This window comes from Algoriphagus sp. Y33 (assembly GCF_014838715.1).
Classification (GTDB): Bacteria; Bacteroidota; Bacteroidia; order Cytophagales; family Cyclobacteriaceae; genus Algoriphagus.
The window spans coordinates 6,168,329-6,183,562 of the sequence record NZ_CP061947.1 but is presented as its reverse complement, the minus strand read 5'-3'; the positions used below and the strand labels follow the sequence as shown (position 1 = coordinate 6,183,562).

General features: G+C 41.5%; 16 protein-coding genes. 1 reads left to right on the top strand and 15 read right to left on the bottom strand.

The genetic code is table 11. From position 1 onward, the window contains the following. From ID165_RS25555 to hutH, 15 genes are all read right to left on the bottom strand, one after another. A complete protein-coding gene (locus ID165_RS25555) occupies positions 1-606 on the bottom strand; it encodes an outer membrane lipoprotein carrier protein LolA (RefSeq protein WP_192348206.1) in 606 nt (201 codons plus the stop codon). Further along, positions 607-1,338, bottom strand: a complete 732-nt coding sequence (locus ID165_RS25550) for a polysaccharide deacetylase family protein (protein WP_192348205.1) — start codon at positions 1,336-1,338, stop codon at positions 607-609. Further along, entirely contained in the window at positions 1,331-2,245 is a 915-nt protein-coding gene (locus ID165_RS25545; RefSeq protein WP_192348204.1) for a beta-ketoacyl synthase chain length factor, read from the bottom strand. Before ID165_RS25545 ends, ID165_RS25550 begins: the two co-directional genes overlap by 8 nt. After that, positions 2,245-3,420: a beta-ketoacyl-[acyl-carrier-protein] synthase family protein gene (locus tag ID165_RS25540; protein WP_192348203.1), complete on the bottom strand. Its 1,176-nt coding sequence runs from the start codon at positions 3,418-3,420 to the stop codon at positions 2,245-2,247. The genes ID165_RS25545 and ID165_RS25540 overlap by 1 nt, the downstream gene beginning before the upstream one ends. Further along, positions 3,417-3,671, bottom strand: coding sequence for a phosphopantetheine-binding protein (locus tag ID165_RS25535; RefSeq protein WP_192348202.1), 255 nt, complete (start codon positions 3,669-3,671; stop codon positions 3,417-3,419). Before ID165_RS25535 ends, ID165_RS25540 begins: the two co-directional genes overlap by 4 nt. Positions 3,672-3,673: 2 nt before the next feature. Continuing rightward, a complete protein-coding gene (locus ID165_RS25530) occupies positions 3,674-4,255 on the bottom strand; it encodes a 3-oxoacyl-ACP synthase (protein ID WP_192348201.1) in 582 nt (193 codons plus the stop codon). 3 nt (positions 4,256-4,258) lie between these two features. After that, entirely contained in the window at positions 4,259-5,377 is a 1,119-nt protein-coding gene (locus ID165_RS25525; RefSeq protein ID WP_192348200.1) for a beta-ketoacyl synthase, read from the bottom strand. After that, a complete protein-coding gene (locus tag ID165_RS25520) occupies positions 5,362-5,787 on the bottom strand; it encodes a thioesterase family protein (RefSeq protein WP_192348199.1) in 426 nt (141 codons plus the stop codon). Before ID165_RS25520 ends, ID165_RS25525 begins: the two co-directional genes overlap by 16 nt. A 4-nt stretch (positions 5,788-5,791) precedes the next feature. Continuing rightward, the gene (locus tag ID165_RS25515) at positions 5,792-6,043 is read right to left on the bottom strand and encodes a hypothetical protein (protein ID WP_192348198.1); all 252 of its coding nucleotides are present in this window, start codon (positions 6,041-6,043) and stop codon (positions 5,792-5,794) included. A gap of 87 nt (positions 6,044-6,130) precedes the next feature. Then, on the bottom strand, positions 6,131-6,562 hold the full coding sequence (locus ID165_RS25510; protein WP_192348197.1) for a pseudouridylate synthase: 432 nt from the start codon (positions 6,560-6,562) through the stop codon (positions 6,131-6,133). Further along, a complete protein-coding gene (locus ID165_RS25505; RefSeq protein WP_192348196.1) occupies positions 6,562-7,434 on the bottom strand; it encodes a lysophospholipid acyltransferase family protein in 873 nt (290 codons plus the stop codon). The genes ID165_RS25510 and ID165_RS25505 overlap by 1 nt, the downstream gene beginning before the upstream one ends. Then, the gene (locus tag ID165_RS25500; protein ID WP_192348195.1) at positions 7,434-7,682 is read right to left on the bottom strand and encodes an acyl carrier protein; all 249 of its coding nucleotides are present in this window, start codon (positions 7,680-7,682) and stop codon (positions 7,434-7,436) included. The genes ID165_RS25505 and ID165_RS25500 overlap by 1 nt, the downstream gene beginning before the upstream one ends. Then, complete coding sequence (locus ID165_RS25495) at positions 7,679-8,893, bottom strand: beta-ketoacyl synthase (RefSeq protein ID WP_192348194.1); 1,215 nt, start codon at positions 8,891-8,893, stop codon at positions 7,679-7,681. The genes ID165_RS25500 and ID165_RS25495 overlap by 4 nt, the downstream gene beginning before the upstream one ends. After that, a complete protein-coding gene (gene fabG / locus ID165_RS25490) occupies positions 8,890-9,621 on the bottom strand; it encodes a 3-oxoacyl-ACP reductase FabG (protein ID WP_192348193.1) in 732 nt (243 codons plus the stop codon). The genes ID165_RS25495 and fabG overlap by 4 nt, the downstream gene beginning before the upstream one ends. Position 9,622: 1 nt before the next feature. Next, positions 9,623-11,164, bottom strand: coding sequence for a histidine ammonia-lyase (hutH, locus tag ID165_RS25485; RefSeq protein WP_225586896.1), 1,542 nt, complete (start codon positions 11,162-11,164; stop codon positions 9,623-9,625). Positions 11,165-11,325: 161 nt separating this feature from the next. On the opposite strand from hutH, the gene ID165_RS25480 reads away from it, so the two are divergent. Further along, complete coding sequence (locus ID165_RS25480; RefSeq protein ID WP_192348192.1) at positions 11,326-15,126, top strand: trifunctional MMPL family transporter/lysophospholipid acyltransferase/class I SAM-dependent methyltransferase; 3,801 nt, start codon at positions 11,326-11,328, stop codon at positions 15,124-15,126. Positions 15,127-15,234 lie beyond the last annotated feature (108 nt).

Here is a 15,234-nt window from a genome sequence, read left to right as displayed (position 1 = left end):
TTATTGGAAAATTGATGCGGGAATCTTAGTATTTAATTCCTGGTTTGTAAAAATAATTTCCGTGAAATCGTTCTGATTCTCGTGCATTTTCAGCTGATCGAGCAGCAACGTTTTCTCATCAAAGACCAGTTCTATCTTCGTCAACCGCTTCGCCATCCGCTTATCCATAGGCACTAGTGTGATGGACATTTTGCCATTCTTGCCCAGAAAGCTCTTATCAAATGAAGGATCATTCAGGATAGACCCATCCACAGTACTCAGGATAAACTGCCTGAAAATGCTCATCTGCATATTCAAGCCCGTTGATTTTTTAATAGCTTCCCCATCAAACTGAATTACCTCATCCTTATTCAGGATAAAATAAGTAGCACTTGGGTCTTGTTGTTCCCAGCGGATTTTGTCAGGTTTTTCATAATAAAAAAGACCGCTGGACACCAGTGGCTCATCAAATAGCAAGCTCTGTTTTCGCTGGGTAAAATCAGCCGTTATGGATTTTACAGTCTTGTAGTGTTCCTGTAATCCGGTGGCAAAAGCTGCATCCTGATTCTGGGCAAAAACAGGAGCGGACAGCGTAACAAACAATAGGAGCGTAAGTAGAAATTGCATTTAATTCAATTCAGCTTTTAGGGTCATTTTTTTTCTTTTCAGTTCCACTATCAAAGATTCCACTATCGAGACTGTGTAAGCTTGTGTATCATGCAAGAGTACAATATCTGATCCTTTTATTTTCCGCTTCAAACTTTCAAGCAATTTTTCAGGATCTTTTTTGACGGTATCATAGCTTCTCACCGTCCATCCTACAGCGTGCAATCCGCATTTTTGGAGTGCAAAGGCGATGTTTGGATTAGTAACTCCAAATGGAGGTCGATACCAGTTGCCCGCCTCAGGAATTATAATCTGCAACGCATCATGTCCGTCACCGATATCCAAGGTCGTCTTCTTTCTGCTCCAAAGACCGATCATAGGATCATGACTATATGAATGACTTCCGAGTAAATGCCCTTCTGCATGCATTCTCTGAATAAGTGCTTCATTCCCCTTCACTTTTTCCCCGATCAGAAAAAACATGGCGGTCACCTTATGCTTTTTCAGAATATCCAACACCAAAGGCGTATTCACAGGATCGGGTCCATCATCAAAACTAAGCAAAACATTATTTTCAGTCGTCTTCAACACATACTTGACAAAAAATTGCGGTTTGATAAGCATGGCCATGGCAAACAAAAAAAATGAAAACCCTACAGCCAAAGCAATCAAGTATAAGTTGGGAATTGAGGTCGTCAAAATCACAACCGCAAGCAGCACGGCTATTCCCAAAGCAACCTGAATTTTACTCATGGCCAAGCAATGTTAAGCCTAAACCGGTAGCTGAAGTGGCACAGATCAAGATATGCCGATACGCTTTCTCTGATAAATACGAACATCCCAAATGCATCGCTAAGCCTGAGCTGGTCATATATCTTCCCGCTAATCCTGCCACAGATCTTTGATCCATATCGCAGTTGCTTTTCAAATCGGCCGTGGTAAGAAGCAAACAGAATTTCTTATCAACCTGATTTTTCATTAAAAAAGTATCAATTTCTTCAGAAAAGCTCTCAGCTTTCGTCTTGATCAAGATATCCTTTACAAAAATCTCTGAAGGAATATTGGCACTCATCTGAAAAAACGACGCTCCTTCGCCTAATTGGGAAATGTCCGCTTCCCCGTAACCCGCCTCTCTCGCCAAACTATCAAGCAAGGGAATATACTCATCTGCTACCCCTAGTAGAATGTTATTCATTCCGGATTGGGACTGAAGGGTTGCATCTTTCAAGGCATTTTCAAAAGAAAAATTTCGCTGCACATGTGTCATATTATAGCCGTGATTCTTCAGTTGCAAAGCAAGCTGCCCGGAAAGCGTATTATGGCTGGACTGAGTAAAGGCAGTCGGGGAATTCAAACCTGCTGCAGAACCTGAAATAAGATTCAAAAACTTCTCCGTATCCGCTAGATTCCCAAGTCCCGTTCCCACAATTATCGCATCCCAATCCAAGGCAGCATTTTGGGAAATTGTCAAACCACACATCAAAGCCATTTTGGTGCTTTTTGACATCCTTCGCAATGTCATTACCGGAATCACTGTTTTGTAGTCCGGATCAAAAGCCCTGAATTCTTGCAGATCCTCCTTCAAATCCGACAGACAAAAACCTTCCCAAAAGCCTTGGGCAGAAATCGAAACCGCATGATGGATGTATAGCTTTCTCATCAATTCTTAGAAAAAATCAAAGAGGTGGAATTCCCGCCAAATCCGAAAGAATTTGACATGACGTGATGAATGTCTTTTGAAACAGCTTTTCGCAAAAGTGAATGAGATGCTGTCATGGGCTCAGTAATACTGAAGTTTCCAAAAGCGCAGTTTTCAAGTAAACTTTGCACCGCAAAGACAGCTTCTATCGCTCCCGAAGCTGCCAAGGTGTGTCCCGTTGCTCCTTTGGTAGAGCTGAATGCAGGGAGATTATCTCCGAAAACAGCTTCCATGGCTACCAATTCCGATGAATCGTTATTCTGGGTTCCAGTACCATGGGCATTGATGTAGCTGATTTGATCAGGCTTAAGATCTGCTATTTCGAGGGCTGTACGCATGGCTTTTTGCGCGCCGATTCCTTCAGGAGAAGTCCCGGTGTTATGAAACGCATCGTTGCGATTGGCCCAGCCTGTAAGTTTTGCAAGGCTTCGATTCCCGCTTTGCCTTACACTCTCGTCACTTTCCAAAAGCAAACAGCCCGCTCCTTCACCCAGATTTAGGCCACGCCGATTTGCATCAAATGGTTGGCATAAGTGAGGATCATAAACCATCAAAGATCTAAATCCTTCGGTTGTAAAGTTGCACAACGCATCAGTTCCGCCTACCAGCACACGGTGATATTCTCCCGAATGGATCAATTGCGCCCCTAACATGATTGCATTTGCAGCTGAAGAACATGCAGTAGAAATTGTACTTACATACTCAAAATCACCAATATTTTCCGCAATGTACGCTGAGTTGGCACCTAAGTCATGCATTTGAAAAAGAGCTGCATCTCCCTGCTCACCTTTGGCTTTTGAAGAGAAATATTTCTCACTGAGATCCATTCCGCCTACTGTGGTTCCATTGATAAATGCAGCAGGCATTCCAGAGTCTACAACGGTTCTACCCAGGGCTTCTTTGGCAGCCAAAATCCCCAATAGTGCCGTTCTTGAGGTATATTCTGAAAAAGCAACTCCACCTAATTTTGATAGTTGTCTATTGTTAAAAGGTACTTTTCCGGCATAGAAATACTGTCCATCACGCTGATGATGACTTATGCCTATCATCCCCGATCTGAGTTGATTGAAGTGATGCTTTGCACTGATACCCAAAGCACTCACCACTCCTAGTCCGGTAATATTAATCTTAGTCAAGACCGACTTTTTACAATATAATCTGCAAGTGTATTCACTGACTTAAAAACTTCCCTTCCCAACTCCGGATTTTCCAATACTACTCCGAAATGATTATCCAGGATCACAATAATCTCCAGTGCATCAATTGAATCCAACCCTATGCCTGCGTCCCCAAAAAGCGGCTGATCATCTGCAATATCCTCAGGAGCCAGATCTTCCAGATTCAACTGCTCAATCAAATGCTTTTTTATTTCTTCCTGTAAACTCATAGTTATATACTTAATGTAGACATTTTAACTCCCTCAGCTTCCACCAGATAAAGTTGCAGCTGATAATTCTCCTGAAATACATCTATCCAGCCTCCAAGACAATAGGTGGCTTTTTCGCCGGAAATCAGCAAATCAGCTTCCATCGTCCATTCTTCGAAATTAAAACTTGGCTTCAAAATAAGCAGATTTTCTCCATACCATTTATTTCTGATGGCTATTTCCCCCATCATAATGTTCGGCAAGGTATATACAAAGACCGCCGGGCTGACTTTCGCCCTTTCATAAATTAGCTGTTGATGTTTTGAATCCGTATCCAAACTGGATTGCCCGTTATAAAAAACCAAGGCAACTTCATCATCTCCGAAAGTTTGCTTTGTCTGTTTCAACAAATATTCTGATCCCAAAAATGCCAGTTGGCATAGCTTATCCATCTTGTAAAACTTCGGGTAGATAGAATCCAGCTCCTTAAACGCTGTCTTCAAGAACTCGGAAAAGTCTCCGTTTTCAAGAGAAAACACAGTTTTCCCGTTGACGGTTACATTGCCATTTTCAATACTACAGGAAGAGATTACGTGTATTGCCATTTCTTACTGTTTTTCTATTAAAACCGCCGCATTACAGCCGCCAAAACCCGACGCCGTTTTCAGTGCAAGTTTTACGTCAATTTCAAGATTTTCCTTTAATACATTGAGTTCAGTTTCTGTCCCTGTATCCAAACATCCAAATGTCTTTAGCAGCAAGCCCACTCGCATGCTCTGCATAGTCATTGCGAGCTCGATCAGACTACTCGCTCCCAGTGTATGTCCAAAATAGCCTTTCAAACCATTCAAAGGCGTTTTCCCCAAGCCCAATCGGTTAAAAGCCTTAGCCTCCATTTCATCGTTGTACAATGTCCCGGTTCCGTGAGCTGATACAAATTGAATCTGATCAGCCGATAAATCACTGTTTTTAAGCGCCCTTGAAACTGCCCTGTAAAGACCTTCTCCCGTCCGGGAAGGCCCCGAAATATGATTAGCATCATTGCTTGTAGCTCCGCCCTGATACCGGAAAGGTTCGGATTTGAAGAGACTTTTATCCTTCGACAATACAACACTTGCTGCTGCTTCTCCCAGATTCAATCCATTTCTATGTTTGTCAAAGGGTTTGCATTGTGCTGTGTCCAGTGCGAAAAAAGACTCGAAACCCAGTGTGGTAAATTCGCTAAGTAGATCTGCCCCAACTACAAGCGCATGATCTACTTGATCAGCGGCAATCTTGTCCGCTGCATAAATCAATGCAGACAATCCTGAAATACAGGCACATGAAATCACCTTTCCTTCAGAAGGAAACGGTAATTCCTTCTGAAGCTGTTGCATCAAATAATAGGGATTTGCACGCTCCATATCGCCATTTTTCAAATGGACAATATCACCCTTTGTAGTACTCAACACAAACAGCCATCGCTCTTCCAATTGATGTGCGAAATGCAACTCTCCCAAACTTCCATAGCAACTTTCTCCGGCAAATTCCGCTATTGCTGAGTCAGTAGAGAAGGAAGAGTCATCAAATTTAGCCGCATTCAATTTTGATATCCCCTGAAATGGCTGCTCCAATTCCTTGAGACCGGTTCTTCCATTCTTTGCATTGGAAAAAGCTTCCTGCACCCCCCATCCTAATGGTGAAATCACATTTTCCCCTCCTACAAAAACCGTTATTTTTCCAGCCATACTTGATTAGACTTCCAATTTTCAAAAACCGGAGGAGTATTCAACTGCAATTCCATTTCTTCATTCACAAAGACTTGGGTAGTTTCTCCCACAGCTGCCAGCTTACCGGTGGTTTCATTATAAACTGTGTATTTGTAAATAACTTTGGCAGCTTGATTATACTGCAGTCGCGTGACGAGACGAGCCACATGACCGAATTTCAACACCGATTTAAACTGCAACCTAGTATCGACTATTGGCAAAATCAGCTTGTTCTCATAGAGATCATGGTACGACATACCATACTTCAGTCCGAGATTTTCGCGACCATCTTCAAAAAACTTTAAGTAATTTCCGTGCCAGACTATTCCCAAGGAATCTACTTCGGAAAAACGGATATTAACCAGTATTTCGTCCTCTATATATTTCATGTGTTTATAATTCTTCTCTATTGGCCACATGGAATCTCGCATATGGGATAATCATACCTCTGTGTGTCGCCTTCGAGATACTCGATTTCGCGTGGTTATAACTGTTTTCAATGGTCAGAAACTGTCCCGTGACGAAGGATACGGGATAGAATCCCTGCTCCTCATAATATAATCGGGACGCAGGATTTATAATCATCCCGCTGTGTGTCGTGGGTACGGGATCATACCTGTTTGCCTCAAATGGGCTCGATTTCATGTGGTTATAACTGTTTTTCAATAGTCACATGGAATTTTGCATGGCTTATAATCATCCCAGTGTGTGTTGCTTGCGTCATGCTCAATTTCACGGATTGATTACAATTTTCATTTCACATTCCATCAGCAATTTATCCAAGATAAAGCATTTACCTCTGATTAGCGTAATATTAAACACTTCCTGCAGGATTTCCACTTGAGTGGTAATCGTCTGGGAGACTGTCGCAAAACCGGTTACTTTCACTTTATTAATTCCTCCAATAACCCCTAAAGGCACTTCTTCTCCTAACTCTCTAGCTTCCAATCCCACCATTCCCGCCGCTGTCTGAGCGATATTCTCCAACATTCCCGATTCTGAAAAAAGATTTTGATTCACAAAGATATTCTCCGCTTCAATATCAAATTCCGATTGGACTTTCCCCTTCGAATAGGCTGTAATTCTACTGATCATCACCATTGGTGAACGCTGAGGAATTAAGGATATAACAGGAATTCTATGTAATTGTTGGGCTGAAGGCATTAAGATGGATCTTGATAAAAATCGTAGTAATTAAACCACTGCTCTGGATGTTGCTTCACTTTTTCCTCCAGAGCAACCACATAATTCTCTACAATTTCATGGATGTCGGTATCCGCTTTACGTGGTGTGGTTGCACTGAACTCATATCCAAATTTACTGTACTTCACCGCAAAAATGAAGGTATATTCAGCTTTTAACTTATTTGCTATGGAAAAAGGCCCTTCGGGAAAGTGTGCTTTTGAGTTCAGAAAATTAGCCGAGATGGTTTTCGATCCCGGTAAAAAACGGTCCGCATTGATGCAGATCAATTCCTTCTGTTTGTAGTGTTTGTAGATTTTCACTAAATGTGACATATCTTCTTTGATCGGAATAATATTAAAACTTGGTTTTGATCCAATTCTCTCCAAGTAGCTATTGATTTTTTGCTCCTCATTTTCGAACATTACCACATTGAGTGGTACATCCAGATTTTGAAGCAGATTACCTGCAATATCCCAATTCCCCACATGGGCAGAAAAAACAAATCCACCCTGTCCTGATTTCGCCATTCGTATCAGTTGATCCTCACCATCCTGCCGGTAGAAAATATCCTCTCCCAAATCCATTGCCAGTGCGATCTTATCGAGGATACTTTGAGCTAACAAAAAAAAATTTGCTTTGCATAGAGCTTTTGCCTTGTGAGCAGAAAAGCCCATGTGATTTTGATAGAAATCAAGAATATGCTCCTTGGGATCCCCCGCAAAAATATAGTAATAAAAGGAAATTACTTTAAGCAAAATGTACGTATTGGACAGGCCAAAGATGCGGAGAGAACCTACTACTATTTTGTACCCAAGAACATTCCCCCTACTTCTACCCGTCCATGAAGCCATTACTTCGCACTCACTTTATCAAAAATCAGATCGTAAAAATCCTGATAAGTACTTACAGACTTAAAATCTTCTCCGGTCACTTTAAATCCAAAATTATTTTCAATCACTACTACCAAATCCACGTAATCCAAACTGTCCAATTCCAATGTGTCTTTTAAACTGGCATTAGGTTCAATGACGCTTTCATCCACCTCAAATTCTTCCACAAGGAAGTTGTTTATCCTCTCTATTACGATTTCCTTCGTCATACTTTCTTTATAATTAAAGTTGAATTAGTGCCTCCAAACCCAAAAGAATTAGAGACTATATGGCTTAACTCAGCTTTCTTTGAATGTGCAATAATATTAAGTTCCGAAGAAACTTCATCTGGATTTTCGAAATTAATGTTAGGCGCAATGAAATTATTATGCATCATCAGCAAGCAATAAACAATCTCACTGGCACCTGCCATCCAGCATTCATGGCCTGTCATAGACTTAGTAGAACTGATGGGGGTTTGCGATCCAAAGACCTCTTTAAGTGCCATTCCCTCAAATCTGTCACCCACAGGAGTAGATGTAGCATGTGCATTTACATAGTCGATTTCTTCAGCATTCAGACCTGCTGCTTTAAGTGCCATTCGGATAGACCGTACCTGCCCGTCTATGTTGGGATTGGAGATATGCTCACCATTGGAAGAAAAACCATAACCTACCAATTCCGCCAAAACAGTGGCACCCCGGGCTATAGCAGACTCGTAGCTTTCGATAATCAATGTAGCTGCTCCTCCACTTGCCACGAGTCCATCCCTATCTTTGTCAAAAGGACGGCAGGAAGCTTTAGGATTGTCTTCACGGGTAGAAAATACACCCAACCCATCAAAACTCCCGAAGGCCAAAGGGTTTACTTCCTGTGCTCCACCGACAATAATCATCTCTTGCATTCCGGCTTTGATCAATTGGTATCCCATACCGATGGCATGCGAACCTGATGCACAGGCTGCACTGACTGTATAATTGATTCCCCTTAACTTGTAGATCGTAGCTAAATTCATGGTGACAGTACTGTTCATCGATTGAAAAATAGATCCTGAACCTACCAACGTAGTATCCTTCTTTGCACGGATCGTATCTACAGCTTCTATCACTGCTTTAGCTGAAGAATCGTTTCCATAAATCACTCCCACCTCATTCTCCTCAAAATAGGAGATATCCAAACCTGCCGTTTTCAAAGCTTCCTCTGTAGCTACGACAGCATACTTGGCTTCCTCACTAAGCGTATTCCGTTGTTTTCTGTTCAAGACAGCTTTTAAATCCGGCTCTTCTACCATACCTACCAGCTTGGACCGAAATCCCATTTCTTCTCTCGTTGGATCAATGGAAATGCCACTCAGTCCATTTTGCAAGGAGTGCAATACTTCCTCCAGATTTTTGCCTATACAGGAATAAATCCCCATGCCTGTGATCACTACCCTGCTCATGAGATACCTCCGTTTATGTTGATTACTTCGCCGGTGATATAGGCAGCTTTTTCAGAAACAAGAAATGAAACTGTCCCCGCCACTTCTTCCGGCGAACCAAATCTATTCATTGGAATCATTTTTTTCAATTCATCCTCAGGCAAATCCTGCGTCATATCAGTGCTGATAAATCCCGGAGCTACCGCATTCACAGTTATTTTTCTTTTTGCCACTTCTTGCGCCAAAGACTTGGTAAAAGCAATCATACCTCCCTTGGAAGCTGAGTAATTCGTCTGTCCGGGCACGCCTTTGACCCCGGCAAGGGAAGCGACATTGATGATGCGTCCATATCTTTTTCTCACCATATGATTGATCACTGCCTTAGTCACATTATATGTACCCCGCAAATTGATATCGATCACCTGATTAAAATCGTCCTTTTCCATGAAAACCAACAGATTGTCTTTAGTAATTCCAGCGTTATTCACCAGCACTTTAATCTGATCCTTAGGATTTGATTTGATCCAAGTTTCTATTGCTTCCGTGGTATTTTCATAATCCTGAACTTTGAATTGCATCAGCTCGCCAGAACCGCCATTTGTCTCTATAGCTGTTAAAGTCTCCATAGCAGCAGCCTCATTTTCCGCATAATTAATCAAAATATGAAATCCATAATCCTGAGCCAGCGTGATGGCGATGGTTTTTCCAATACCTCTGGAGGCTCCGGTAATCAAACAACAATCTCTCATTTTATACTCCTGCTTTACTTTGTAACAACTTAGTCTTTAATCTGGCCAATCCTTCATAGTTGGGCTTATCGGCCTTTATCACTCCTATTTCCCCCCTCACAAAATCATACAGACTCTTCGAAGCCGAAGAAAGCCTATCGTAGCTCTGAGCTATATCTATTGCCTGGGCAATCGCAACCAACTGGACCGCCAATACTTCAAAGGTATTATTTATCACCCGCTCCGCCATGAGTGCTGAATTCGTGCCCATACTCACAATATCCTGGTTATCTCCATTATTAGGGATGGAATGAACATACACAGATGTACTGAGCGATTGATTTTCAGCCGTGGTGCTCACTGCTGTGAATTGCATTCCCTGTAAGCCGAAGTTGAATCCCAATTTGCCCATATTTAAAAAAGCCGGAAATTTATTGTTCAATCGATCATTCAAAAGGTAATTAATCTGCCTTTCCATCAACATGCTCAACTTGGTCACGCCGATTTTAAGCTTGTCCATCTCGAAGGAAATGTAATCCCCATGAAAATTCCCTCCATGATATACATTCTCGGTATCAGCACATACTATGGGATTGTCATTTGCCGAGTTAATCTCCTCCTCCACTATTTTCTTAGCATTCAAAAAAGTATCGTAAATAGGGCCGATGATCTGGGGTACACATCTAAGTGAGTAATATTCCTGCACTTTCTCGGAGAAAAACTCCTGACCATCTATATATTTCTCATTAAAGAGATGGTCTTTTCTGTTTTTCAATACACTTCCGTCGGCCAAAAAACCACGCATTTTCTTAGCTACATATTGCTGCCCCGGATGAAGTTTCGCACCATTAAGTTCCTCGCTAAAGGAATCCGTGTAGGAGGCTGTCAATTCATTCATCACTGAGGAAGCCAACACACTATAATGTAAGAGCGTGGATGTATGGATTAGATTAATCGTGGCCAACCCACTCATGCAGGAAGTCCCATTAATAAGAGACAATCCATCCCTGAGTTCCAGCTCAGCAGGCTTGAGATTGGCAAGCACGAGTGCTTGGGAGACAGGCATCATTTTATCGTTGAAATAAGCTTTTCCCTCTCCTATCAGTCCTAACGCCAAATGTGCCAATTGGACCAAATCTCCGCTGGCTCCGACTCCACCATGCTGTGGAATTAGTGGACAAATACCCTGCTCGATATAGTTCGCCAAGGTCTCCAATACTCTGGGACTAGTACCTGAAAAACCCAATGCCAAAGTATTTAGCCTACAGATCATAATAATCTTGGTAGCCTCGGGAGAGAGAAAACCACCGGTTCCATTGGCATGACTGCGTATCAGATTATACTGAAGTTCTCTTAGATCATCTTCGGCTATACGATACTGTGCCATTGGCCCAAACCCCGTGTTGATTCCATAAATCACTTTGTTTTTGGAGAATTCTCTTAAAAAATTGAAAGAGCGGATTGACCTTTTAAGCTGGGTTTCAGACAATACATACCTACTATCATTCCTATAATATTCCTTAATATTCTCCAACCCCAGATAATCACTTGGCAGATTTCCCATTATATCGCTAAAATCTTGTAAATAACAAAACTAGGATATTTCGTAATCCCGATAAACCCGAAGTCCTATTTTAAACGAATATTTAAATAAGTTGCGAAGAACTTCCATAGGTAGATTGTAATATTGCACTTTGAGACCACAGAATTGGTAGTTGGATTTTTATGCGTGAATTGATTAAATACCTCCCTGTATTTCTTTGTGTTCTAGTGCTTTTGTCAGGTGCTTACAGCACTTTGAATCTGGATATCCATGAAAATCTAAACAAGTCAATCCCTAAAAACATAGACTTGAATGCTCTGCAGCCGGTGATCGAAAAGGGTGAACGAGCCGTGTTTTTCTCAGTGGATATTCAGGATTTCCATGGAAATAAGTATAAAATAGACAGTGTAGGAAATGCGCTAATCACAAGTTTAAAGAACAGCTTCGGCACTCAACTTGGTGGATTTCAATACCGATCCGATATAGATCCCGATGTTTTCAACTCATTCGTCCAAGACCATCTTTATTTGTTTTTGGAAAAAAGTGATTATGACGCTATCGACAGTCTGCTACAGAGAAAAAACATCGTAACAGCTCTGGCAGCAAACAAAAAAATGCTCAACAGCGCTCAGGGTTTTGGTATGGCACAGTCCATCTCAAATGACCCACTCCACTTTAACCAATTGGCTTATAAAAATCTCTCAAAAGGTCTTTCTCTTCAAAATATGCTTGCTACAGAAGGACTCTACATCTCGACCGATGGCACGAGCCTCATGATTAACGGCGAGCTTATTTTTGATCCTAAGGAAGTAAACAGTGTACAACTTCTTGACACCCAACTTGCCGATTTCAGGGATTCTTGGAATCAGAACCCTTCTCATGCCCAACTCGATTATTTTGGCTCATTTACGATTGTATCAGCGAATGCACGTCAGATTAAGAAAGACATTGTTATCACTATAAATTTAGCTCTCCTATTCATAATAGGACTGCTCTACTTTTATTACCGCAGACTTTCCACCATTCTGTTTTTTATTTTACCAGGCACTTTTGGGATTGCTGCATCCATCACGTTGATTTACCTCTTCGCCGGTGGGATTTCTCCATTGGCATTGAGTGCAAGTGCTGTGATCATGGGAATCGTGGTGGATTATTCATTCCACTTTTTCTCCCATCTGAGTCAGGACAAGGATGCACTCAAAACCCGAAATAGCATTGCTTTCCCACTGATTGTAAGCAGCATCACCACAATTATCGCCTTCTTTTCGTTGACTTTTGCTAATTCCGAAGCCCTGAAGGATTTTGGTATGTTTACGGGGCTGAGTCTCCTGTTTACCTTGCTTTTTATTCTGTTCCTTTTGCCGCATCTAATCCAACTTTTTGGCAAAAAAACAACGCAAAATGGCAGCAAAAAACTGGACAGCCTGATTGAAAAGTTTAGCTCAGAAAAGATCAAACAGCCTAAATGGATACTATTAGTCATCCTTCTGGCAACAGGGTTTCTTGCCTTTCATGCAAATGATGTAGAGTTTGAGAATGATCTAAACAAGCTTAATTTCTATCCCGAGGAACTCAAAAAGAAAGAGATAGCCCATCAAAACCTAGATCCTGATACCCAAAAGCGGATTACCATAGTGGCTCATGGAAGAAATGAAAATGAAGCTGCTGAGCGAAACCGGGCACTTTTCAAAACGCTGACTCAGAATTCGATAAAGAATAAGGAAGTTAATTCTATTGGTTCCTTTATTTTCCCGGAAGAAGAAATCTTACAAAAAGCAGAAGCTTGGATGGCTTTTTGGGATAAGAAAGAAGATTTTACCACTCAATTTGCCACGGTTTCCGATTCCTTGGGCTTCAGCTCCCGTGCTTTTTCTTCATTTCTAAGCAGTATACAATCAACGCCTGAGAAAATCAACACGTTTGAATTTGCTGCCCAGTTTGAAAGTCTTCAAAAGCTGATTATTCATGACCGGAACACGAGTATTCTCACGACGGTAGTTTTTGACAAGGATGAGTATGGGCAGTTGAAAGAAACGATTGAGTCAGTGTCTGGAATAGTTATCGTAGATGGAGAAAGCGTGGCAGAATCACTGGTCAATTCCGTGAAAGCCGACTTCAACCTACTCCTCGTCATTGCCAGTGTGCTAGTGTTTGTGACCATGCTGTTTGTCTATGGCAGGTTGGAATTGACGCTGATTTCTTTTCTGCCAATGGTGTTAAGCTGGCTATGGATTTTGGGGTTGGCGGCACTTTTTGATATCAAGTTCAACTTTATCAATATTATGATCGCCACGATCATCTTCGGTTTGGGAGATGATTTTGCCATATTCATCACCGACGGATTGCAGACTAAGTACACGTATGGAAAAAACGGTCTGGCTACAAACAAAGCAGGGATTTTGCTTTCTTCTATCAGTACAATTATTGGGACAGGAGTCTTGTTCTTTGGTCAGCATCCCGCAATCAGATCTATAGCCGCGATCAGTGTGATCGGGATCAGTACCATCGTCATTCTGAGTTTTGTGGTTCAGCCTTTTCTGTACAGCATGCTAATCACCAGACGGACAAATCAAGGGAAACCACCCTATACCTTACTAGAACTAATCTTTAGTATTTTCGCCTTTACTTTTTTCTTCCTTGGTTGCATGATCAGCACCCTACTGACCGTGATCGTGATGCTTATTCCATTCTGGAAAGTGAAGAGCAAAAAACTTTTTGTGCACCGACTTATACAATTTTTCACCTGGTCTTTGTTGAAATTCATGGTGTTTCTCAAGAAGCGCTACTATGATTTTGAGCTGCTGGACTTTTCCAGACCTTCGGTGATCATAGCAAACCACAGTTCTTTTCTGGATATCTTGTACATTGCAATGCAGCATCCGAAAATCACGTTTTTGGTTGGCCCATGGGTTTACAATTCACCTATTTTCGGCAAGTTTATCCGATTTGCGGATTACATTCCTGCCTTTCTGCCTATTGAAGACAGTTTGGAAAAGCTGCAAGGCCTGGTCGCTGACGGCTACTCTGTATTGGTCTTCCCTGAGAGCCACCGATCAGTAGACGGGAAAATGACCCGGTTCCACAAAGGAGCTTTTTACTTAAGCGAATTACTGCAGATTGACATTACACCGGTGCTGCTGCATGGACTGCATTATACTTTACCTAAAGGTGATTACTATGTGAAGAGCGGGTATTTAAATATGAAAGTCCTTCCTAGAATTTCAAACTCAGACAACAGTTTTGGTCATGGGTATAGCCAGCGTGCAAAGAACATTACAAAGTATTTCAAAACAGAACATGCTCAATTCACTCTGGAAAGAGAGGATACAGACTATCTGAAGACACCGCTTACGTATGCATATCTGTATAAAGGACCAATTTTAGAATGGTATTTTAAGATAAAATACAGGCATGAAAAGCGTAATTACGAACTGATTCACCGTGAACTGACCGGAAAAAACAGCATCTATGACCTTGGCTGTGGCAATGGATTTTTGAGCTATTTTCTGAAATTGAAAAACCCGGAAAGAAAGATCATCGGGGTAGATTACGATGAAAATAAAATAGCCATTGCAGAGAATTGCTACCTGAATGATGACACCCTGGAGTTCATTGCCTCGGATATTTCGGAGATAGATTTAGCTCCTGCTGAAGCCATTATCTTAATGGATGTGCTGCATTACCTAAGCCCTGAGAAAAGAAATAAGGTGCTGAACAAGTGCCTTAAAAGCTTGACAAACGACGGTATTCTGATCATCAAAGACGGCTTACTCAGTGATTCTGAAAAGCACAGATGGACGCTCAACTCCGAAAAATGGAGCACCAGATGGGTTAAATTCAATAAAGTAACAGATGAGCTATCATTTTTTGACTTGGCATTTATAGAAAGCTGGGCTTCCTCAAATCAACTGGAATTGAAAATCATGTCTGAGTCCAAGGACTCTAGCAACACCCTGATGGCGATTAAGAAAAGCTTTAGATAGATTGGCAGAATTCAGGTAAGAAGCATATGGTTTTAGTTTGTTCTTTTTTTTCAGATTCCGGTTATTACAGATTTTCTTTTGGTGAATGGCTGGTGTATACTTTGAAGG